Genomic DNA, 20,697 nt, shown 5'->3' on the forward strand with positions numbered 1-20,697 from the left:
TCAGGGCCGGTGTTTGGCCAGTTTGCGCTGTAAGGTACGCCGGTGCATGCCCAGCAGCGTTGCCGTGCGGCTGATATTGCCATCTTGCTCAGTGAGCACGCGGTTAATGTGCTCCCATTCCAGTTGATCCGGTGATAACACCGACGGCGTGTCCAGTACGCTGGTCACAGCTGGTTGGGCTTCACCGCGCAGAGCCTGTTCCAGTTGCAGCAAATCGGCAGGCTTTGTCAGATAATCATCTGCGCCCAGTTTTACTGCCTGCACCGCGTTAGCAATGCTGGCATACCCGGTTAGCAGCACTATGCGGCAAGCTGGCAGAGCCTGGCGCAGTGGCGCAATAAAACTTAAACCTGACTGGCTGGCAAAGCGCAAATCTAATAGATAGCTATCGGCCTTTAGTGAAATCAGTTGTGCAGCAGTAACCGCCTCAGCAAAGCTAACGACCTCAAAGCCACGCTGACTGAAGCGGCGAGACAGTGCGTTTAGCAACGCCACATCGTCATCTACAATCACCAACTTCATGCACTGGTCCCGGTTGGCATTCGCGGCATGCTAATGATTGTCAGTGTGCCGTTTCCGGCATTTTGCCGGCGTACGCTGCCGCCCAGGCGCTCAATTGACATATTGGCCAGGAACTGGCCGATACCTAAGCCTTGCTCACTTTGTTGCGGCAACTTACCCAACTCTGCCAGCCTGCCGGCAGATAAACCTTCCCCAAAATCACGCACCTGGATTTTCAGGCCGTCTGCATTTAGTGTCAGCACGATTTCAAGGGTGTTGTGGTTATTTGCCAGGCTGGCTTCGGCAGCGTTGTCGAGAATATTTAACAGCGCAGCACCAAATCCCTGGCTGTCTGATAGCATAAAATCCGCCGTCTGAACGCATGGTGTTATCTGCAGGCTAATATCGGGTCGGCTGTTGAGCCAGCGGGCTATGGCCTGCTCGGTTTGCCGGTACAGTGGCTGGCTTACCTCATCACTGCGCAGGCTGCCAGCATCGCTGCGCAGTTGCTGCACTATCTGCTGGCAGCGTTTTAACTGTTGTTGTAATTCCGTTATGGCCGCATTTTGCGTGTCGGTTGCTATTTCATCGGTTAATAACTGCATGGTCTGAATTGGGCTGGCTAAATCGTGCGCTGCATTGGCGGCAAAGGTGGCCAATGCCAGCATCTGCTCGTTGCGGATCTGTTGCTGCTGTAATTCACTGATCTTTTTGGATTTAACCCGGTTTAAGCTGGCCTGTGAGCTGATAAACCAGCTGATTAGCAAAGCAGAGATAGAGAAGGCCCACCACATTTGCTGCATATGCTGGCTAAAACCATTGTTATCTGTATGGTGCATAGCGTGATCAGTATGCGTAGTTAACGGCCCGGTTTGTTCCAGTAAGCTGTCGATGCTGGGGATCTGCAGATCGCCAACCTGCAGTAGCAGGCTGTAGCAGGTAATCGCCAATGCCGCTACTACATAGCCGCTTTTGCCAGCCAGCATAACGGCAGCAACAGCCACCGGCAGCAATAACATTGCCACCAGGCCATTGCTAACACCGCCGCTCATGGCCAGCAGGCAACCGAGCATTAATACATCCAGCATGCAACTGAACAGATAAATATGTCTAAGTGCTATCTTGTTAGCGCTTAAAAAACGGGGCAGTAGATTGGTGCAGGTGTGGGTAAGCAGCAGCAGTGCAATTAATGGCCAGGAATTAACCTGATACTGCAGTAGCCAGCCTGCACATGCCGCCAGAGTTTCAAAACCAATCAGGCCCCAGCGAAATTGCACAAAGTGTTTTAGCTGATGCTGAGCAGAAAGTTCGGTGGCAATAACAAGTTGTCTGGCCATAGCAAAGGAGTATCCGGCAAAAAAATACGGCTGCTAGGCAGCCGTTCGCAAAATGTCAGAAGAGACTAAACCATTGCAGCGGTAATGTCATTCTGAGTCGTTTTAGTGTAACGCTAACAGCAGCTTGCGTCACTGTGGCAAATTGTCGCAGGGGCATGCTTAGTTGGTTGCACAGCGTCAAACTTAAACGCTGTACCGCCCGGTTCACCTAACACTTCGTCACTATGCATGACCAGCCGGCCGGCTATAAGGGTAGCTAGCGGCCAGCCGGTTACTGTTTTGCCATCGTACGGCGTCCACTGTACTTTGCTGGCAATCCAGCTGTTGCTGATAGTGCGTTTGGCGTTTAAATCAACCAGGGTTAAATCTGCATCGTAGCCAACCGCCAGGCGGCCTTTGCCGGTTAGGCCGAAAATACGTGCCGGGTTAGCGCAGGTTAAATCAACCAGCCGCTCCAGGCTTAACCGGCCAGCTGCAACATGGTCCAGCATCACGGGTAGCAGGGTTTGCACCCCAGTCATGCCACTGGGTGAGTTGGGGTAAGGTTTGGCTTTTTCTTCCAGCGTATGCGGCGCATGGTCACTGCCGATAATATCAACAGTACCGTCGTTAATGCCTTGCCATAAGGCTTGCTGATGCTGCAGGTCGCGCACCGGCGGGTTCATTTGTGCCAGGCTGCCCAGGCGCTCGTAGCAGTCTGGCGCATGCATGGTTAAATGATGCGGTGTCACTTCAACGGTTACCTGGTGTTTAAAGGCGGCCAGATAGGCCATTTCGTCGCCGGTAGAAATATGCAGCAGGTGCAACGGCCGGCCGGTTTGCTGTGCTAAAGCCACAATGCGCTGTGTTGCCAGCAGTGCACTTTGCGTATCACGCCAGACCGGGTGGTTGCGCACATCGCCGACGGCTAGCGGCTGGCGCTGACGTAAACGAGCTTCATCTTCGGCATGAATAGCTACCCGGCGTTTACCGTTCTGCAGAATTTGCTTTAACAGCTCATCTTGCTCAGCCAGCAAGTCGCCAAAAGAGCTACCCATAAACACTTTAACGCCGGCACAGCCAGGCAGTGTTTCCAGCTCGGCCAGCTGGTGAAGGTTTGCACCGCTGCCGCCGATGTAAAACGCATAGTTACAATAACTGCGCTGCGCTGCAATACTGAGTTTTGCCTGCAGAACCGCGGCGTTTAACGTTAACGGGTTGGTATTGGGCATTTCAAAAAAGCCGGTGACCCCGCCTAACACCGCACCTTTGCTGCCATGATGAATATCTTCTTTATGCGTCAGGCCCGGTTCACGAAAATGTACCTGAGTATCAATCACACCCGGCAATACATGCAGGCCGGCGGCGTCGATAATCTTATCAGCCTGCCAGCCACTGCCGCCTATGGCAGCAATTTTACCCTGAATTACCGCTACGTCGGCTTGTACCCGGCCTGATGGCGTGACTAAAGTACCGCCGCGGACAAGGGTTTCAGCCTGTTTAAACTCAATCTTTTTTAGGAACTCTTGTGCTTGCATGGTTATTGGCCTTATCGGTTATATGACACGCTTGCCACTGCATCGTGCGGGTGCAGGCTTTCATGGTGCGCAACATCAATACTAAATGCCGGGTAGTGCGGCTTTAGCGCGGCATGTAAACGCCGGGCGGCATCTTCAACAAACATCAGATTGGCACCATTTAAGCGGGCAAACTCCTGCTCGTCAGCACGTTTCACTGCGGTTTGCAAAGGCGTTGCCAGGGCCTGTTCGGCCAGATGGATCAGTTTTAACATGCCAAAGTCCTTGTGCGTTGGGTCAATGTCGACACTTAACCGCGCCGTACTGCGCTGGCTGTGCGGCGTGGCCAGGCTGGCATGTTGCAAAAGCCATTGGCTGACCTGGTTTGTATCAATCACCTGCTGCGCTGCAAACTGCTTGGTAAACTGCTCACTGAGCAGTTGCCGGCTTAAGGTGGCTGAGCAGGGGCAGGTAGAGGAATAACCGATATTAAGGCTCAGTGACACCTTCAGTTTATCGCCGCTCAGGCAGGCATCCAGCGTGAGCGGATAAGCTTTAAACCCGGCCAGATCTGCCGTTTTTAGCGCCGGTCGGCGTAGCATCAGGTTGCAATTTAAGCGCAGTGTCGCGCTGGTGCTGCCGCACTCCTGCTGGCTGTGCAGCAGGCTTTGCAGAAACGCCTGCAGGCCAGCCGGGCTGACAGGTTCTGCTTGTACCCATTGAAATAACTGCTGATACAGGCGCGACATATGAATGCCTTTTTTATCTGCTTTTGGCAGGTTAACACTGATATCGGCTTTGGCGGACAGCACGTTGTCTGGATGGTCGGCCAGGGTAAAGATTACATCAATCTGTTGCATACCTACGCTGTCAAGGGCGGCGGCAAAGGCGGGAGTGACGGCATGTGCGGTATCTGCCAGCGCGGAAAAATTCATTCGGGTGCAGTCCTTAATTTAACTGTCAGCGGTATTAACACAGCTGTGGCACAAACCATGTAATTCAATATGGTTATCACGGGTTTGAAAGGTGGAGTTTGGTTGCTGCAACAGCGGGTGTACTACGGCATGCGATAAGGCGTACTTTTCAATTTGCTGACATTTATCGCAAATCAGCACTTGCCAAAACGTTGGCTGCCTGTTTTCGACATATATAAACTTATTGATGGTGCGCAAATGCAGCACACATTGCATTTGCAGTAAAAAATCCAATGCCCGGTAGGCCGCCATCGGGTGCAGCGTGGTGTCGTAGTCTTGTTGCACCGCAGCAATCAGTTCATAAGCCGACATAGCAGTATTTTTTTGCTGCAATAGCGCCATTACCTGCTTACGGTTTTTTGTCATTGACGGCCGGCGGTTTAACTCAGCCTGGCTGACACAGTAGCTTGCTTTCATCGGCTGTTACATCTCAGTTGTTGCGATATCACATCGGATCCAGCGTTAACAGTACCCGCGGCAGATCGGACGCGGGCGAGCGGTGCACTATCGCCTGCTGCTCGTTGCCTTCCCATCCTGAGCCTTTTAGCAAGGTAACAGCAAAGGGCGTGGCCTGAACTGTGTTGCCTGCGCTATCGAGCCACTCGGTGCCGGGGCCCATATAGGTGCATACCAGCCGGCACACCAGATGATCAGTATGAAACTTCGGGCACATAGGTTTGCTTAGTGTCTCCAGTCGCAGCCCCAACTGCTTGCAATCCATTAAGCAGGCGAACATCTGGCATTGCAGCGCAATATCGGCCAGTAATTCGGCTTTACCTGGCGCATCGGGCAAGGCAAAAACAATATCATTTTGTACGCTTTCTGCGCTGACAATACGTTTTAGCGGCATGCTAAAACGCAGCGAACGGCAATATTCGGCGATAGCAGTATTCTTCTGGCGTTGCCAACTGGCTAAATTGACGTCATCGGCAAAGATATCGGTAAGCACCCCGGCCTCATCTGATTGCAGCTGGCGGCTAGGCAGTCGAAACTCAGTAAATGCCAGCGCACTCATGCTACCTGCTCCTGTACAAAAGGACTGGGCAGCTGTTGCCACTGTGCTTCCCCTAAAGCCAGCTCGGCGTCGGTGAGCAAGCAGGCGTTAAGCTGCGCCAGCATGGCCTTTTTATTTAGTCGCTGGCCAATAAACACCAGTTCCTGCCGCCGGTCGCCATAGGGTTCGGCCCAGTTCAGGATAATCGCCTGCTGCATGTCGGCGTCCTGCGGCCATTGCTCCGCCGGTACAGCCTGCCAGAATAACCCGGCCATATGATAGCGGGCGATACCGCCGGCCTGATGCCATAGCCAGGCATAGGCCGGTGTGCTGGCCAGCCAGAAATAGCCTTTTGAGCGAAGCAAACGCCCGTTTGGCCAATCCTGATGCAAAAACGCATGAAACCGGGCCGGGTGAAACGGCTTGCGGGCGGTAAAGCTGAAACTGCTGATGCCGTATTCTTCGGTTTCGGGCGTATGTTCACCGCGCAGTTCGGCCAGCCAGCCAGGAGCCTGCTGTGCTTTGTCGAAGTTAAACAGGCCGGTATTTAGTATCTGCTTTAACTCCACCTTGCCCTGTTCCGCTGCAATAATAGGGGCGCTGCTGTTTAAACTGCGCAGTATCGCCTGCAGTCGCTGCAGTTGCGCTTTGGTGACTAAATCTGTTTTGCTGATGATCAGCACATCACAAAACTCTATCTGTTCTATCAGTAAATCACTGACACTGCGCTCGTCATCTTCACCTAAACTTTCTCCGCGTTCGGTTAAATCCTGTGCGGCCTCAAAGTCGGTGAGAAAGTTCACCGCATCTACTACCGTGACCAGTGTGTCTAAGCGGGCAATATCGGCCAGGCTCTGGCCGTCTTCAGGCTCAAAGGTAAAAGTTTCCGCTATAGGTAGCGGCTCGGAGATACCGGTCGATTCAATCAGTAGATAATCAAAGCGGCCGGCTTTGGCCAGTTTACCCACTTCCAGCAGCAGATCTTCGCGTAAGGTGCAGCAAATGCAGCCGTTGCTCATTTCTACCAGCTTTTCTTCGGCGCGGTTAAGGCTGACTTCTTTATTCAGCTGGTTGGCGTCGATATTGACGTCGCTCATATCATTAACAATAACAGCAACCCGCAGGCCATCGCGGTTATTCAGCACATGATTAAGTAAGGTGGTTTTTCCGGCACCTAAGAAACCGGATAACACTGTGACCGGTAAGCGGGTGTCAGAAGCGATATCAATTGGCAGCATGTTGAGGCTCTTGCAGTTTAAGTAAAAGTTTTCGGTTATATAAGTGAGCGCTGATTAACAGCATACCGCCCATAATTGACAGTGCTGCTTCTGCTTCATGGGGCCCGAACAGAGCCGTAATCAGCAGCAAAAAGCCGCCTAACCCCAGCACAAAAGGCGTTTTGCTGCGGTGTACACACCAGCCGCCAGGCAGGCTCCAAACCAGAAAAGCAGCAATAGGTAATAACATCAGGTAGTGAAACCACTCGGAACTGAAAATACCCAGTAATAAGCCTGAGCTGCCTAAAGCCAGCAATACCGGAGTGGCAAGACAATGCACAACACATAGGCCAGACAAAGTGGCTGCAATAAGATCTTTCATAAACCCTCACGTTAACCGGAACTGTGAATTCAACTTGTGTTGTTGTTTTCCTGTCGTAAGCATTGCCGGCGAATATAAAAATGTTATAACATCACAACAGTTGAAATATGTTATAACGTAACAATTAATTCGTCAAATGCGGGCTTCGCGTGAAATCAGCGCACCTGTGGCACAAACGCGGAAGTAGGGAAGAGGGTATTTATGTTTAAGAAAGCAATACTGGCCAGTTTGGTCAGCGCAGTGCTATTCAGTGCTGCGGCTAATGCAGAATCAATCTCTGGTGTGGTGACAGACAGTAATGGAAAGCCGGTTGCCGGTGCCACCGTTAGTGTTGCCGGCGAAAATCAGCAGGTGGTTACCGATGCCGCCGGCCGTTTTACCATCAAGATGCTAGCGGCCGATACTGAGTTGCATGTCGAAGCGCGTGGCTTTGCCCACCGTAATGCGCATTTTAGTGTGCCGAAGCAAGGGCTGACGGATGTCAGTGTGGTATTGCTAAGCAGTACTATCGAAGTTATTGATGTAAAAGCCAGCTTGTTTCACACCTCTGCCACTGAATCAGCGTTACCGGTAAATGTGCTGGCTGGCGACAAGCTGAAAATGCGCCAGGCTTCAACACTTGGCGATACGTTAAAAAATGAAGTGGGCGTACATTCTAACTTCTATGGCGGCGTTGCCAGCAGCCCTATTATCCGCGGCTTAGACGGCCCACGGGTGCTTATTACGCAAAACGGTTTAGATGCCGGTGATGCGTCCCGTGTTGGCCCTGACCACAGCGTGGCCAGTGAAGCCAGTACTGCTACCCAGATTGAAGTATTACGCGGGCCTGCCACATTATTTTACGGCAGTGGCGCTATTGGTGGTGTAGTGAACGTGGTGGATGAGCGGGTGCCCACTGACAGCACAAGCCGCGCCGAATGGATGGTGCAACGTGAATCGGTTAACAATGAAAAATTGGTGGCGGGTTCAGCCGTAAGCGGCACAGATAACATCGCGGTATATGTAGATGGCTTCTGGCGCGACAGTGATGACTACAGTATTCCGGGGTTTGCTGAAGCTGAACCGGAAGAAGGTGCCAAAAAAGGCAAGGTGGCGAATTCTGCATCTGAGGCCAAAGGCGGCACTGTGGGTGCCAGTTGGTTGCTCAGCAATGGCTATGTCGGCATCTCGTATGGCCGTTTAGAGCGTGAATATGGCATACCTGGGCATTCACACGGTGGCCACGAGCATGAAGAAGGCGAAGCGCACGAAGAAGAGCAGGTGTATGCCGATTTAACGCAGAACCGCTACCAGCTGTTAAGTGAACTGAATTTCTCTTCTGGTCTTATCCGCGCGGTGAATACCCGGCTGGCCTTTACCGATTATGAACATGCCGAAATTGAAGCAGGAGTGGTAGGCACCACTTTTAAAAACCGTAGTCAGGAAGCGCGGTTAGAACTGTTGCACCGCACGCTCGGGCACTGGCGTGGTGGCTTAAGTTTGCATTATAAGTTCAGCGACTTTGAGGCAATAGGTGAAGAGGCTTTTACGCCGCCATCTGAAAGCCAGATGCTGGCTGTGGGCTTGATGGAAGAGAGGCACTTCGGTGACTGGCTGGTGCAACTGGGTGCCCGGGTTGAACGCGTGACGATTGATGCCAGTGATGTATTGCTGCCTGATATCGGTGCGCATAGCCATGGCGAAGAAGAGCACGACCATGATCATGACCACGGCGCTGGCATGATTAGGGCGTTCGATGTTAGCCAGAAGTTTACACCTTACAGTCTATCTGCCGGGACCGTGTGGGATTTTGCTGAAGGTTATAACCTTGGCTTCTCAGTTTCACGTTCTCAACGGGCACCATCAGCGGCTGAACTATTGTCGTTTGGTGCACACATTGGTACGCAATCTTATGAAGTCGGTGCCATGTTTACGCTCGATGGCGACGAGTTCGTGCTGAACACCCAGCCAATTGAACTGGAAACGGCGAACAACCTGGATGTCACGCTGCGTAAATTCAGTGGCAATACCGGCTTTGTGCTGAATGCGTTTTATAACCGGGTAGATAACTACTACTACCAGCAAAATACCGGTTTATTTGCCGAGTCTGGCCACAGTCACGACCATGGCGATGAGGAAGAAGGCCATGAGCACGGTGGCGAACTGCCGGTATATTTATTTACTGCTGCCGATGTCACCCTGCACGGTTTAGAGGCCCAGTTTAACTGGCAAATCAACGACCCCTTTAAGTTAACACTGCAAGGCGATTATATCCGTGCCCGGCTGAACGACGGTGGCGATTTACCTCGTACGCCGCCACTGCGCATGGCTGCAGAGCTGGCTTATGAGCATGATGCAATAAGCGCCGATGTGCGCGCTACCCGCTACTTTAAGCAGGACAAGGTTTCTGAGCTTGAACAAGCAACCGCAGGTTACACCTTGCTGGATGCCAGCGTCAGCTATCGGTTTGAGCTGGGTGCTCAGCTGCTGACGGCTTATATCAAAGGCCAGAATCTGACTGATGAAGAAGCCCGGGTACATACCTCTTTCTTAAAGGATATTACGCCGTTACCTGGCCGCTCGGTTGCAGTGGGCTTGCGCGGCAGTTTCTGATTTTTGTGCGGCAGGGAAGCTTTAGTTCCTGTCCTGCCGCACCTTTTACTTATAACAAGGAGTGACAATGTTAAAAACAAAGCTCAGTCTGGCAGCTCTGCTGGTTAGTGTATCTTTACTCAGTGCCTGTGGTGACAGCACAACCAATATCGTGGAAAAAGACCCTATTGCAGATGACGATGATGATCATGATCACGACCATGGCGACATCAGTGCTGTGGGCAGGCTGGTTATTTCCGCGAAAGATTCCAACCTGGTATCAGTGTATGAATTAGAAGACGGCTCGCTGTTAGATACCTTTGCGGTCGCAGATACGCCGTCAGCACTGGCCGCTTCTGCCAGTAAACGCTATGCGCTGGTAGTACAACGCACCACCGACCGGGTTGAGTTTGTCGATGGTGGCCTGTTTCAGGAAGATCATGTTGATCACTTGCACGATTACCAGCAGGCACCGGCGCTGAGCAGCTTTATATTGTCAGAAAGCCGCCCCACGCACATCACCAGCACTGACAGCCAGGTAGCGGTGTTTTTTGACGGTGATGCGGCAAGTGGCACCCCGGCAGCACTGGCGGTGATCACTGACGCCGATATTACTACCGACAGTAACGGTTATCCGGTACTGCATTACAGTACCCATATGCATGGTGCCGCCCAGGCCCGTGGCGAGTATGTACTGTCGACTATCCGCGATGCCAACAGCGCGACCACTCTGCCTGATAAAGTAGGGGTGTATCATGCGCATGATGATCACTTTCATGAAGAGCTGGTTTTTGATGAGTTGTGCCCGGGCTTGCACGGCAGTGCGCAAAACGAGCATGTTATTGCGTTTGGCTGTACTGATGGTGTTTTAGTTATTGCTCAGGAAGATGAAACCTTTACCGCCAGCAAAATTGCTAACACCGATGATTTTAGCGGCACTATGCGCATCGGCACCTTAGTCGGCGCTGAGCATGCTGAACATTTGGTGGGTTTTGCCGGCGCCAGCATGTTTGCTATTCATGCTGAAGATGGCGAAATGGAACTGGTAGACTGGCAGGGGACAGAAGGCGCCAGCCTGGTCGGTTACGGCTTTGCCGATGGCGGCGAAAAGTTTGTGCTGTTAGATAGCCTGGGGTATTTAACCATACTGAATTACCATGGCCATGAACATGAAGGCGCTGCAGAAGAACCGGCGTTTGAAATCGCCGGTAAAGTGCAGCTAACCGAGGCTGATGTATCGACTATGCCAGAGGGCAGCCGCTTTGAGCTGGCCATTTCAGCCAGTGATGACAAGGTGTATGTGACTAACCCAATCGACAATACGCTGCTGACAGTAGATGTTGCCGACGCCGAAGTGGTAGCGACAAAACAGCTGAGCTTTGTACCGCATAAGCTGGTGTGGCTGGGTATTGCAGCACCTGCTGAAGCACATGATCATTAACAATTGTTCTTGTTCTTAAATAAAAGCCGCTAAACAGTGTTTAGCGGCTTTTTCGTTTCAATACGTTATCAACACTATTGAGAGCAGAAACAACAGCAGCATGATAACCAGCGCGAATATCACAGTTCGCCACGGACACTGTTTTACGTCCTGCCAGCGGCTTTGCAGGCCGGTAATAATCATTGCCAGCATCAGACAGCTTTGTGACAACAGCGCCGCCGCAGAGCGCAGTGCTTCTGGCACAGGCAGGATCAACTGCAGCAGTAACAGACCGACAAAAGCGATAATAAACCATGGCAGCGGCGCCCGGCTGTTGCCGTGTTGGCAACGGTTCAGGCCGATTAAAAACGGTGCCAGCAAACATACCCGTGCCAGTTTTATCGTCACCGCCAATGCGGCTAATGGGCCAAGCTGACCGGCTGCGGCAACTGCCTGAGACACTTCGGGGGCGGTACTGCCAATTAGCCACGCCAGTTCAGGCGGGCTAAACCAACCGCTGAAAGTCAGCGCATTATAGGCAGCCAGTGCCAACAGTCCCATCAGCATGACCAGTGCCAGACTCTGGCTTAATTGCGCCGGCGAGGCCGCGACATCTTGTTTACTGTCTTTTGCCGCAGACTGTAAGGATTGAGTAGCGAAGATGGCTGAAGTGCCGCAAAAGCTAAAACCGGCACTGAGCAGTAACACCTGGGCTTTGGGTAAGCGAAAGTAGCGCACGCCCAGCCAAAGTGCAGTGAAAAGTACTACCGCAACCAAAAACACTAAACGGGCAAACAGCCAGGGATCTGTACTCAGCAGCAACTGAGGGTCAACTTTAAGCGCAAACAACACTATACCCAGGCGCAATGCCTGTTGTTGAATAGAATGAAATGTCTGGCTACGCGCAGCTGCCTGCGCTATCCGGTGAGGCTTACGCAAAGTAGCGAAGTAAACCGATAACAGCAGACCTGTCAGCAACGCCGCTAACACCGGGTTTACCGCCTGGTGCAGCTGCGGTTGGTAAAAGAACAGTGCGTGCAACAGTAATACAGGCAGGGCAATCCATAACATTTTATCTGTCCGGTTGGCAGAGAACGCTGGCTATTTTAATGAAGATAAAATATAAAAATAATGGATTTATTTTATGTAATGAATAGGATTTTTGAATGAATTATCCCAGCCCACGGCAGTGGCTATTGCTTGATGCGATTTGCCGTTATCACAGCCTGAGTGAGGCGGCACAGCAACAGGCACTGAGCCAGCCAGCAGCCAGTCAGGCACTGAAGGAGCTGGAGCAACGCCTTGGTGCAACCTTGTTTCTACGGCAACACCGGCAGCTGATCCCTACACAATATACGCTGGACTTACTGCCACGCTTGCGGCAGTTACTCGATTTACAGGCCTCAATAGTGCAGCCGCAATCCAGTAGCGGAGAGCTGCGGCTGGTCGCCAGTGAAACCATAGGTTGCTACCTGCTGCCACCGGTGATCGCCAAATTTCGCCAGCAGTATGCCGATGTTGAGATCCGGCTGCAGATCTGCAATAGCAGTGAGGTGCAAAATCAGTTACGGCTGCAGCAGGCGCAGCTGGGTTTTATTGAAGGGCCTGTGCTTAGCACAGAGTTCCTGCTCCAATACTGGCGCAAGGATACGCTGGTACTGGTAGCGGCCGCCGACCACGGGGTGCCGGATGATGCCAGCCTGCTGCAACAGCAAACCTGGATAGTGCGTGAGCGGGGGTCGGGCACGCGGGCAGTGCTGGAGCATGAGCTGGCGCGTTGTGGTTGGTCACCGGCCACAATTATGGAACTGCAACGGCCTGAGGCAATTAAACAGGCGGTACGCCACGGTTTGGGCATTGGCTGCCTGCCACTGTTAGCGGTGCAGGATGAACTGGCGCAGGGTGTGCTGCGGCAGCTAGCCAGCCCGCTTAAGCTTGAGCGGCAGCTGAGTTTACTGCAGCATCAGCAGTATCAGGCACCCCTGGTGCAGCAATTTATCCGCTTTGTGCATCAGGCAGGCACTGAATAAGACTATTGTGGCTGCTGCTGAGGCAGCAGGGTTTGCAGGATCTGCTGATATTGACCCGAGTGGCGCAGCTCAGTTAAGCCGGTATTAAACTGTTGCATCAGCGCTTCGGCGCGGGGATCTTGTTTTGACAACAGCAGATACATTGGTCGCTGCTCCAGCGCCGGTGTAAGATAGTCTAGCCGGTCAGAATCATTTGGCAGCTTTTGCTGCAGCAAATATAAGCCATTGAGTTTATCTGCCGGTACCAGATCTACCCGGCCTCTGGCCAGCATCTGAAATGCCTGTTCATCCTGTGCGACTCTGACCAGATTAGGCAGGCTCTGCAATAAACCCTCCGGTTGCAGGTAGCCTTGTACTAATGCCAGACGAAGCTGTTGCCGGGCGATGTCAGCGTAATCACGATACTGAATTTGTTCGCTTTTACGCTTAAAAAACACGATCTGGTTGGCATAGAGTGGCTGAGAGTAGTAAAAGTGTTCCGCGCGCTCATCATCATACCAGGCGGCAATTAAACCGATATAACTGGCTTGCTGGCTTTCACGGTAGGCACGGGCAAACGGCATAAACTCAACGTCTATCTCGATGCCCTGCAATAAAAAAGCCTGGCGCACAATTTCGGTGACAGCACCCTGTTGTGGCAGGTCTTCTGCATAATGCGGATAGTAGTTACTGCTGGCAAATTTAAGGCGCTCTGCCTGTGCTGCTGGTGGCAATGCAGCGAGCATAGCCATTAACAGCGGGACAGCAAAACAAAGCGCCTTATACATAGCGGCCTTAGTCGCTGGCCGTTGATGGCGGCAGGTTGGCGCTGGCCTCAGCATCCTGTTGCGGGCTGGCAAGGCTGGCCTGATCTGCGGTCAGCGGCATAGCACGCGACTGCTGGTTAATCTGGTAAATTTGTTCGGTATTAGATAAATCCTGCTGGTTTTTAATGCTGGCGATGGTTTCGCGGTCGGATAAGAAACTGCGGATATCGTCCAGAATAGCTTGCATCTCCTGCGGGTTGTCATTCATCTCCAGAATATGGCGAGGGTGCTCAACATTCTTCGCGCCGCTGTCGGCAAAGGTGCTGCTCATAATGCGCGATGTAATCACCCACGGCGTTAGCGATGAGCGCATGACATAATTCTCTGAGGCTGTAGAATCGTATATGCCTTTACCGGTAGTCAGTTTGCTTTCGGTGTAAGTGCCTTCACATTTTAAATACACCAGTAACGAGTCAAAGTTCAGTTCGGCCCAGAAGGTATGGCAGTAGTTTTGTAGCAGACGGCCAAAACTGTGGCAAATCAGCCAACTGAATAGCAGGCTTAATATAAATTGACTTTCGTTAAACAGCTGTACAGTGAACTGTTGTGTAGCGGCGTCAGTTGGCCGGGCTATCGCCTGAAACTCGCTAATTAACGCCAATACGGTTCTGGCTTCAAACAACAGATAAAACAGGATAAAAGGCCCAATCAGCAGTAAAACCTGGCCCAATACGGTTGCCCACAACCGCAGTTGCTTAAACAGCGCTGTATGTTCAAGCGGTGCATAGGCAGGTTGTGTTTCAATCATCATCTCGCCGCTGAAATTGCCTTTACTTTCTGACTGCTCATTCAGGTTAGGGTTTAGCTCGCGGTATACCCGGTTTGGTATTTCTTTGTAGCGCCGGTTTGCCATCACAATATTATCGATATTGACAAACAACTCACGCGGGTGAATGTTTTCCTGCCAGTTTGCCCGGTATTCTGCCACTTTGGTTTGCGCCTTTACCTGCGCGGTGCGCTGTTTTAGCAATAAAAATACTAAGGCGCCGCTGACCGCTGCTAACAGTAGTACCAGCAGCAGTTGTGGTGTTACCGCAAAGCTGTGTAGTTCCGACTGCTGCAGGTCAGCTACAAAGCGGGCAATATCACGCTGCTGTAACAGATAGTTGATCAGAAGCCCGAGCAATACCGGAGCTAAAATGGCAAAAGCCATAATTTTTGCCAGTTTCAGGTTGCCCTGGGTTTCAATGCTTTTCTCTGCCTGACGATACACAGCACTGGCGCTGCGCCAGCTGAGAATTAAATATACCACCAGCACAAACGAGAAAAACGGCAATAAAATTTCGCCGGTATTGCCGGCTAAGCCAGTCAAGCAAACAAAAGCGGTTAACGCATAGGCCACCAGCGCGATAACAGTGGCAATCAACGCGCCGGAGAAGCGCTGCGCCAGATTTCGCATCGGATAAGGCAGGAAAATAAGTTTCGGTACCAGCGTATGCACCAGACGAGAGATAAAACCCACAGGCTCGACAAAGGTTTTATTTTTGCGGCCCATCAGCATTTCTTCTAAATCGATGCTTTTATAGTGCGGTTTTTCCAGTTGGGCAGTTTCACGCTCAGACTTGCTTAAATTGGGTGCCAGTGAGGTGGGTACACTGCGGCCAACAAAAAAGCGCAGCATCTGAAACAGGCCACCTCCGAGCGCTTTTAAGCCAGATGCCAGCAAGATGAAGCCAATAGCGGCATAAATCCAGGCTAGGGTTTTATCCTGTTGTACCAGGCTGACAACCTGCAGTAAGGGATAAATACCGAGCAGAGTTACTACTACACCACGCAGGGCCCGTAATAAACCTTCGGCTTTAAAAGGGTTGCGGATCCCTAACGATTCACTGCCGTAATCAAAGGCCATTGTTACTTCCTTATAAAAATCAGTTTGTTGAATGCAGCTTTATCTTGCCTGAGCAATATTAATTTGCAATCTGTACCGGTTACTTTTAGCCGAATATACGCTTAAGTGCGAATAAATTATACGGATAAAAAAAGGAGCCCGTTACACGCAGCTCCTACCAGGAAGAAACAGCTCCGGCAGTACCGGAGTCAAGGTTGGTTCAGAAAAGTTTCGATTAAGGGCGCAACAGACTGAATATTAACTAAACCGTCTAAATGGCCCCAGTTGCCGGGGATTTCGGCATACTGTGGTGTGTTGCCGGCTTTTTTCATCGCGTCAGCGCTGTGCTGGCTGAATGCAGGTGGCAGCAGTAAGTCACCGCTGGCGGGCAAAAACAGTGTTTTTGCTTTAATACCGGCTACAGCCTGCTGCCAGTTGTCCGCCATACCGGCACGCCATAACTGGGACGCCCTTACCAGATATAAAATATGGTTGGCATCCTGATAAGTTGCTCTTACTTTGGCATGTTGCATCAGCTGCTCCCAGGCACTTAAGCTGGCGCGGATATCCTGCATGGCGTTTTTGTCATTAACGGGGGACGGGTAACGCTGATTAAAGCCCATTGGATGCACCGCGTCCTGTGTAATGTACGCCAGTGCAGTGGTAAGGCCTTGTATTGGTTGACCTTTGTCATAGTAATCACCGTTATGCCAGGCCGGGTCAGTTTTAATCGGGTAGGCCCAGCGCTCCAGTTTCACTGCGCCATAAGCATCCATAAAAGCGCCGCCAATCACCGGCACTAAACGCTGTACCCGCTCCGGATAGCGTACAGCCCATTCGATAGCCTGAAACGATCCCATAGAAGGGCCAATCACCGCATACAGCTTGTTAATACCAAGACTATCGAGCAGGGCTTTTTGTACTTCGACGAAATCGCCAATGGTAACGACCGGAAATGCCAGGCCATAGGGCTTGCCTGTCGCAGGGTTAGTGGTTGCCGGCCCTGTGGTGATGACATTTTTGTCAAACACATTGGCGTTTACCAGCGTATCGCTGCTTATTACATAAAATTTATTGGTATTAATGGCTTTGCCCGGGCCTATGATGGCGTCCCAGTAACCGGCAGTCGCATCATCCTGTTGGTATTTGCCAGCTGCATGACTGCTGCCAGAGAAATAGTGTGTGATCAGTATTACATTAGACTTATCAGCATTAAGCTTACCGTAGGCTTCCCAGCCAATATTAACCGGCGCAATCACCTGACCGCTTTCGGTGGTAAAGCTATCCAGCGTAAAGTGCTGCTTTTCGACCAGCAAAGGCTCGGCTGATACGGCAACACTAAATAACCATATTAAGCCTGTGATAAAACGCATAACGACTCCTTAGAACCACTGAAATAACAGTATTGCCAGCGCAGTGCCCACTACCGGCACTAAGACGCTAACCACTGCCACCGGCCAGTACGCATTGTGATGGCTCTCGCCACAGATAGCACGAATAGTGGTAACGACATAACCGTTATGCGGCAACGAGTCGAGTGCGCCGGAAGAAATGGCCACCACCCGGTGCAGTTGCTCGGGGTCGACGCCTCGGTCGAGATAGTGCGGGGCTATCTCGGGCAGTGCAATCACCTGGCCGCCGGAAGCGGAACCGGTTAAGCCCGCTATAGCGCTTACCGCCACAGCGGCACCGAGCAGTTCGGGGCCGGGCAGATGTGTCATAAAGCCGACAACGCTGGCAAAAGCCGGCGTCAACTTGGCAACAGAGCCAAAGCCAACAACCGCAGCAGTATTGCCGATGGCCAGCAAAGCACCCAGTACGCCTTCGTTGGTTGCAGCTGCCGGATTATGCAGGAAGCGGTAATTTAACAGATAAAGGCTGACCACACCGCCTGTCAGGGCGACGATAAGCGCCGCTTGCTGCAGGCTGTTGTGCAATAAAAATGATAACAGCAGCACGACACCCAGTGGCACTATACCCTTAAGCGGATGTGGCAGCGCGCGGTCGGTAATTTCAGGGTCGCTGCTGCGCTGGGTAAAGTGTTCGCCCTGGCTGACGGCCCGGTTTATCATCCACATCAGCAGCATATAACCACAAACGGCCATAAAAATAGCGACGATGATGCTGACCTGCCAGCCGGCATAGGGGCTGGTATTCAGATAAGGGATAGGGATCCAGTTTTGGATTTCCGGCGAGCCAGCTGATGTCATGGTAAAGGTAACAGACCCCAGAGCTAATGCGGCCGGGATAAAACGCCGTGGCAGATTTGCGCCTTTAAATAAGCTGACTGCCATCGGGTAGGCAGAAAATGCCACCACAAACACGCTGACACCGCCATAAGTTAATACTGCGCAGGCCAGCACCACAGCCAGTACAGCTTTACCTTGCCCCAGTTTGTTAACTATCGCCAGTGCCACGGCATCGGCAGCGCCGGTATGTTCCATCAGCTTGCCAAACAGCGAGCCAAGTAAAAACATCAGAAACCAGGCCGCGACAAAACCGGAAAAGCCGGCCATGTAACCGTGGACAAAATCCAGCTGGTCGGTCATTTGCCAGAAGGGAATGCCGTTGGTGACAGCTACCAGCAGCGCACACAGTGGCGCTGTAATAAACAGGTTAAACCCCCGCATCGTCAGTACGATCAGCAGGCCAAGCCCGGCCAGTAATCCGATAAGACTCAACATCTTGTTATCCTTATGCTCATTTTCGTTTAGTCTGATACAGCTCGGCAGGCATCACCATAGTACTAAGGTACAGGTTAAAAAAAACGCATTTACGCCTACAGTAAGGCTAGACAAATAACAACAAAATGATGCGAACTCAAAACAGCAGGAGAGCCAAGATGGCCCATAACAATAATATTGATGCACCGCATAAGTATAGTCGTACCCTGATCAAACCCAGCCTGCTGGCGCTGGCTATCAGCGGCAGCTTCACCGGCGCCGCGCTGGCACAGGACGCCGCAGCAGAAGATGAAACCAGCGTTAAGCTGGAACGTATTGAAGTAACCGCCCGGCGCACGGTAGAGAATTTACAAACAGTGCCGGTCGCGGTGACATCGATGGGTGAGGAAGAGCTGGCACAGCGCGGGCTGGATAACCTGACAGCGGTAGCACAGTATTCGCCGAATACCACGCTGCAAGTTTCGCGCGGCACCAACAGCACACTGACGGCTTATATCCGCGGTATCGGTCAGCAGGACCCATTGTGGGGGTTCGAGCCTGGCGTAGGTATTTATATTGATGACGTATACATGGCAAGACCGCAAGGTGCAGCGCTGGACGTGTATGATGTCGAGCGGGTTGAAGTGTTACGCGGCCCGCAGGGCACATTGTATGGCCGTAATACCATTGGTGGTGCGGTAAAATATGTTACCAAACAGCTGACCGGTGACAACGAGTTTGCAGTTCGCGGCACTATTGGTACCAAAAACCAACGCGATTTAAAAGTGTCGGGTCAAACCGGCCTTACCGACAATGTGTTTATCAGTGGTGCTTTTGCGACGTTTAACCGCGATGGCTTTGGTAAGTTTTTAAATACCGGCGATGACAACTATAACAAAGAGCTGATGACCGGACGGGTCAGCCTGCAGTGGAATGTTAATGAACGCTTTCGCATGCTGTTAAGTGCTGATAAAACGGTAGACGACTCGAACCCACGCGGCGGCTTCCGCTTATTCCCAAGTGCATTGGCGCCCAACGATACAGTCCCGACCAGTGTGTACGATGCCAATATCAGTATGCCGGTAGAGAACAAAGTAGAAACCGAGGGCCAGTCGATTACCATGACGCTGGATCTGTCGGATAACTGGACTCTGAAGTCAGTTACTGCACACCGTGAAGGTACAACCGATACCAATATCGATTTTGACTCGACCAGTTTCCCAACGCTGGATATTCCGGCGTTTTACGAAGATACCCAGGTGTCGCAAGAGCTACAGTTACTGTACAGCGACGATAAGTTGAAATTTGCCTCTGGTCTTTACTACTACGACGGGGAAGCCTGTGGTGCATTCGGCCAGGTTGTGTATGGCGCCAGCACCACAGAAAACGGTGGTTGTGTGCAGACCGATAGCATAGCAGCTTATGCTCAGGGCACCTATCAGCTGGACGACAAATGGTCTTTAACCTTTGGTGGCCGTTATACCAAAGATGATAAAGATGCCAGCGTTTACCGTTATATATACGCCGGTTATAAGTTCCCGCGTGACCCTGACGGTGTATATTTATCGACCCAGACTGAGTTTACCGGCAGCGAAAGCTTCAGCCACTTTTCACCGCGCATTGGCGCCGAATATCAATACAGCCGCGACCTGATGCTATACGGCAGCTATACCAATGGTTTTAAATCCGGCGGTTTTGATATGCGGGCTAATCAGTCGATTAACCCCGATGCAGACGAGCCATATCAGGAAGAAACGGTTGATACCTACGAGCTGGGGATGAAAAGCGAGTGGTTCGAGCAGCGCCTGCGCTTAAATGCTGCGGTATTTATGTCATCTTATGATGATATGCAGGTAACGGTGCAGCGTTCGGTTGAAACATCACCCGGCGTCATTACTGTGGCTTCGCAGGTGTTAAACGCCGCCAGTGCCGATATTAACGGTGTCGAGTTGGAGGCGCAGTTTGCTGTCAGCCGCAGCTTCGATATCAGTATGATTGTTGGTTATGTTGATGCCAGTTTTAACAAGGTGGAGTTTTTCGACCCTAACCAGCAGCAGGTTGTTGATGTATCTGATGTTTGGGCGTTCGCCAATACGCCTGAACTGACGGCAACCCTGGCCGGTAAGTACAGTATCGCAACCGATGTGGGCGAATTTGTCATTACCGCTAATATGGCGCACCGCAGTGAAACACAGATTTTTGAGACGCCATCTTTGCTCGATTACGGCGGTTACACGTTGTTTAATGCCGGCGTAAACTGGTATTCAAATGACGGCCACTGGGATATTTCACTGCAGGGTAAAAACCTCGGCGATAAGCAGGCTCGTATTGCTGGCTACAATTTCGGTGTCGCGGCGCTTGATACGTCGGTATTAGGCTTCTATATAGACCCGCGCACCGTCAGCCTCAGCGTTGGTTACCGTTTCTAAACACAAAACACTTGCCGGGGCGAAAGCCCCGGTTCATTATGGGCCAAAA

At 51.7% G+C, this 20,697-nt stretch carries 17 protein-coding genes; 4 read left to right on the forward strand and 13 right to left on the reverse strand.

Translation table 11 applies throughout. The features are described 5' to 3' along the window. The 8 genes from LHL18_RS08180 to LHL18_RS08215 form a co-directional block, all read right to left on the reverse strand. Positions 1-522: a response regulator transcription factor gene (locus LHL18_RS08180; RefSeq protein WP_226766541.1), complete on the reverse strand. Its 522-nt coding sequence runs from the start codon at positions 520-522 to the stop codon at positions 1-3. Continuing rightward, positions 519-1,838 carry a sensor histidine kinase gene (locus tag LHL18_RS08185; RefSeq protein WP_226766542.1) on the reverse strand — a complete coding sequence of 440 codons (1,320 nt, stop codon included), beginning with the start codon at positions 1,836-1,838 and terminating at the stop codon, positions 519-521. The genes LHL18_RS08180 and LHL18_RS08185 overlap by 4 nt, the downstream gene beginning before the upstream one ends. Positions 1,839-1,951: 113 nt before the next feature. Beyond that, a complete protein-coding gene (locus tag LHL18_RS08190) occupies positions 1,952-3,355 on the reverse strand; it encodes a dihydroorotase (RefSeq protein WP_226766543.1) in 1,404 nt (467 codons plus the stop codon). An 11-nt stretch (positions 3,356-3,366) separates the two neighbouring features. Then, the gene (folE2, locus tag LHL18_RS08195) at positions 3,367-4,269 is read right to left on the reverse strand and encodes a GTP cyclohydrolase FolE2 (protein ID WP_226766544.1); all 903 of its coding nucleotides are present in this window, start codon (positions 4,267-4,269) and stop codon (positions 3,367-3,369) included. Positions 4,270-4,287: 18 nt separating this feature from the next. After that, positions 4,288-4,725: a transcriptional repressor gene (locus LHL18_RS08200; protein WP_226766545.1), complete on the reverse strand. Its 438-nt coding sequence runs from the start codon at positions 4,723-4,725 to the stop codon at positions 4,288-4,290. A 28-nt stretch (positions 4,726-4,753) separates the two neighbouring features. Further along, a complete protein-coding gene (locus LHL18_RS08205; protein WP_226766546.1) occupies positions 4,754-5,323 on the reverse strand; it encodes a DUF1826 domain-containing protein in 570 nt (189 codons plus the stop codon). Further along, positions 5,320-6,540 (reverse strand): zinc metallochaperone GTPase ZigA, encoded by a 1,221-nt coding sequence (gene zigA / locus LHL18_RS08210; RefSeq protein WP_226766547.1) that lies wholly within the window; start codon positions 6,538-6,540, stop codon positions 5,320-5,322. Before zigA ends, LHL18_RS08205 begins: the two co-directional genes overlap by 4 nt. Continuing rightward, positions 6,527-6,901: a MerC domain-containing protein gene (locus LHL18_RS08215; RefSeq protein WP_226766548.1), complete on the reverse strand. Its 375-nt coding sequence runs from the start codon at positions 6,899-6,901 to the stop codon at positions 6,527-6,529. Before LHL18_RS08215 ends, zigA begins: the two co-directional genes overlap by 14 nt. Before the next feature lie 201 nt (positions 6,902-7,102). Here LHL18_RS08215 and LHL18_RS08220 point away from each other — a divergent pair, with 201 nt between their 5' ends. Both LHL18_RS08220 and LHL18_RS08225 read left to right on the forward strand, forming a co-directional pair. Continuing rightward, complete coding sequence (locus LHL18_RS08220) at positions 7,103-9,493, forward strand: TonB-dependent receptor (RefSeq protein WP_226766549.1); 2,391 nt, start codon at positions 7,103-7,105, stop codon at positions 9,491-9,493. A 67-nt stretch (positions 9,494-9,560) separates the two neighbouring features. Further along, positions 9,561-10,913, forward strand: a complete 1,353-nt coding sequence (locus LHL18_RS08225; RefSeq protein ID WP_226766550.1) for a 5-methyltetrahydrofolate--homocysteine methyltransferase — start codon at positions 9,561-9,563, stop codon at positions 10,911-10,913. A 57-nt stretch (positions 10,914-10,970) separates the two neighbouring features. On the opposite strand, the gene LHL18_RS08230 is transcribed toward LHL18_RS08225, so the two are convergent. Beyond that, positions 10,971-11,963, reverse strand: a complete 993-nt coding sequence (locus LHL18_RS08230; protein ID WP_226766551.1) for a YeiH family protein — start codon at positions 11,961-11,963, stop codon at positions 10,971-10,973. 95 nt (positions 11,964-12,058) lie between these two features. Between LHL18_RS08230 and LHL18_RS08235 the strand changes: the two genes are divergently transcribed. Next, positions 12,059-12,922 (forward strand): LysR family transcriptional regulator, encoded by an 864-nt coding sequence (locus LHL18_RS08235; protein ID WP_226766552.1) that lies wholly within the window; start codon positions 12,059-12,061, stop codon positions 12,920-12,922. Between the two features lie 2 nt (positions 12,923-12,924). On the opposite strand, the gene LHL18_RS08240 is transcribed toward LHL18_RS08235, so the two are convergent. From LHL18_RS08240 to LHL18_RS08255, 4 genes are all read right to left on the reverse strand, one after another. Beyond that, positions 12,925-13,653 (reverse strand): substrate-binding periplasmic protein, encoded by a 729-nt coding sequence (locus LHL18_RS08240; protein ID WP_226766553.1) that lies wholly within the window; start codon positions 13,651-13,653, stop codon positions 12,925-12,927. Positions 13,654-13,696: 43 nt separating this feature from the next. Further along, a complete protein-coding gene (locus LHL18_RS08245) occupies positions 13,697-15,577 on the reverse strand; it encodes a hypothetical protein (RefSeq protein ID WP_226766554.1) in 1,881 nt (626 codons plus the stop codon). 188 nt (positions 15,578-15,765) lie between these two features. Further along, positions 15,766-16,929: an E22 family MetX-like putative esterase gene (locus tag LHL18_RS08250; RefSeq protein WP_226766555.1), complete on the reverse strand. Its 1,164-nt coding sequence runs from the start codon at positions 16,927-16,929 to the stop codon at positions 15,766-15,768. 9 nt (positions 16,930-16,938) lie between these two features. Further along, on the reverse strand, positions 16,939-18,240 hold the full coding sequence (locus tag LHL18_RS08255) for a GntP family permease (protein WP_226766556.1): 1,302 nt from the start codon (positions 18,238-18,240) through the stop codon (positions 16,939-16,941). Between the two features lie 158 nt (positions 18,241-18,398). Between LHL18_RS08255 and LHL18_RS08260 the strand changes: the two genes are divergently transcribed. Continuing rightward, a complete protein-coding gene (locus tag LHL18_RS08260; RefSeq protein WP_226766557.1) occupies positions 18,399-20,648 on the forward strand; it encodes a TonB-dependent receptor in 2,250 nt (749 codons plus the stop codon). Positions 20,649-20,697: the final 49 nt, after the last annotated feature.

The organism is Rheinheimera aquimaris (genome assembly GCF_020531985.1).
GTDB lineage: Bacteria > Pseudomonadota > Gammaproteobacteria > Enterobacterales > Alteromonadaceae > Alishewanella > Alishewanella aquimaris.

What these genes read in the sequence shown, in the direction of transcription:
- LHL18_RS08215 (WP_226766548.1), bottom strand. Translation starts at nt 6,901, where the DNA reads ATGAAAGATCTTATTGCAGCCACTTTGTCTGGCCTATGTGTTGTGCAT.
- LHL18_RS08220 (WP_226766549.1), top strand. Translation starts at nt 7,103, where the DNA reads ATGTTTAAGAAAGCAATACTGGCCAGTTTGGTCAGCGCAGTGCTATTC.
- LHL18_RS08245 (WP_226766554.1), bottom strand. Translation starts at nt 15,577, where the DNA reads ATGGCCTTTGATTACGGCAGTGAATCGTTAGGGATCCGCAACCCTTTT.
- folE2 (WP_226766544.1), bottom strand. Translation starts at nt 4,269, where the DNA reads ATGAATTTTTCCGCGCTGGCAGATACCGCACATGCCGTCACTCCCGCC.
- LHL18_RS08250 (WP_226766555.1), bottom strand. Translation starts at nt 16,929, where the DNA reads ATGCGTTTTATCACAGGCTTAATATGGTTATTTAGTGTTGCCGTATCA.
- LHL18_RS08180 (WP_226766541.1), bottom strand. Translation starts at nt 522, where the DNA reads ATGAAGTTGGTGATTGTAGATGACGATGTGGCGTTGCTAAACGCACTG.
- LHL18_RS08230 (WP_226766551.1), bottom strand. Translation starts at nt 11,963, where the DNA reads ATGTTATGGATTGCCCTGCCTGTATTACTGTTGCACGCACTGTTCTTT.
- LHL18_RS08255 (WP_226766556.1), bottom strand. Translation starts at nt 18,240, where the DNA reads ATGTTGAGTCTTATCGGATTACTGGCCGGGCTTGGCCTGCTGATCGTA.
- LHL18_RS08235 (WP_226766552.1), top strand. Translation starts at nt 12,059, where the DNA reads ATGAATTATCCCAGCCCACGGCAGTGGCTATTGCTTGATGCGATTTGC.
- LHL18_RS08190 (WP_226766543.1), bottom strand. Translation starts at nt 3,355, where the DNA reads ATGCAAGCACAAGAGTTCCTAAAAAAGATTGAGTTTAAACAGGCTGAA.
- LHL18_RS08225 (WP_226766550.1), top strand. Translation starts at nt 9,561, where the DNA reads ATGTTAAAAACAAAGCTCAGTCTGGCAGCTCTGCTGGTTAGTGTATCT.
- LHL18_RS08240 (WP_226766553.1), bottom strand. Translation starts at nt 13,653, where the DNA reads ATGGCTATGCTCGCTGCATTGCCACCAGCAGCACAGGCAGAGCGCCTT.
- zigA (WP_226766547.1), bottom strand. Translation starts at nt 6,540, where the DNA reads ATGCTGCCAATTGATATCGCTTCTGACACCCGCTTACCGGTCACAGTG.
- LHL18_RS08185 (WP_226766542.1), bottom strand. Translation starts at nt 1,838, where the DNA reads ATGGCCAGACAACTTGTTATTGCCACCGAACTTTCTGCTCAGCATCAG.
- LHL18_RS08200 (WP_226766545.1), bottom strand. Translation starts at nt 4,725, where the DNA reads ATGAAAGCAAGCTACTGTGTCAGCCAGGCTGAGTTAAACCGCCGGCCG.
- LHL18_RS08205 (WP_226766546.1), bottom strand. Translation starts at nt 5,323, where the DNA reads ATGAGTGCGCTGGCATTTACTGAGTTTCGACTGCCTAGCCGCCAGCTG.
- LHL18_RS08260 (WP_226766557.1), top strand. Translation starts at nt 18,399, where the DNA reads ATGGCCCATAACAATAATATTGATGCACCGCATAAGTATAGTCGTACC.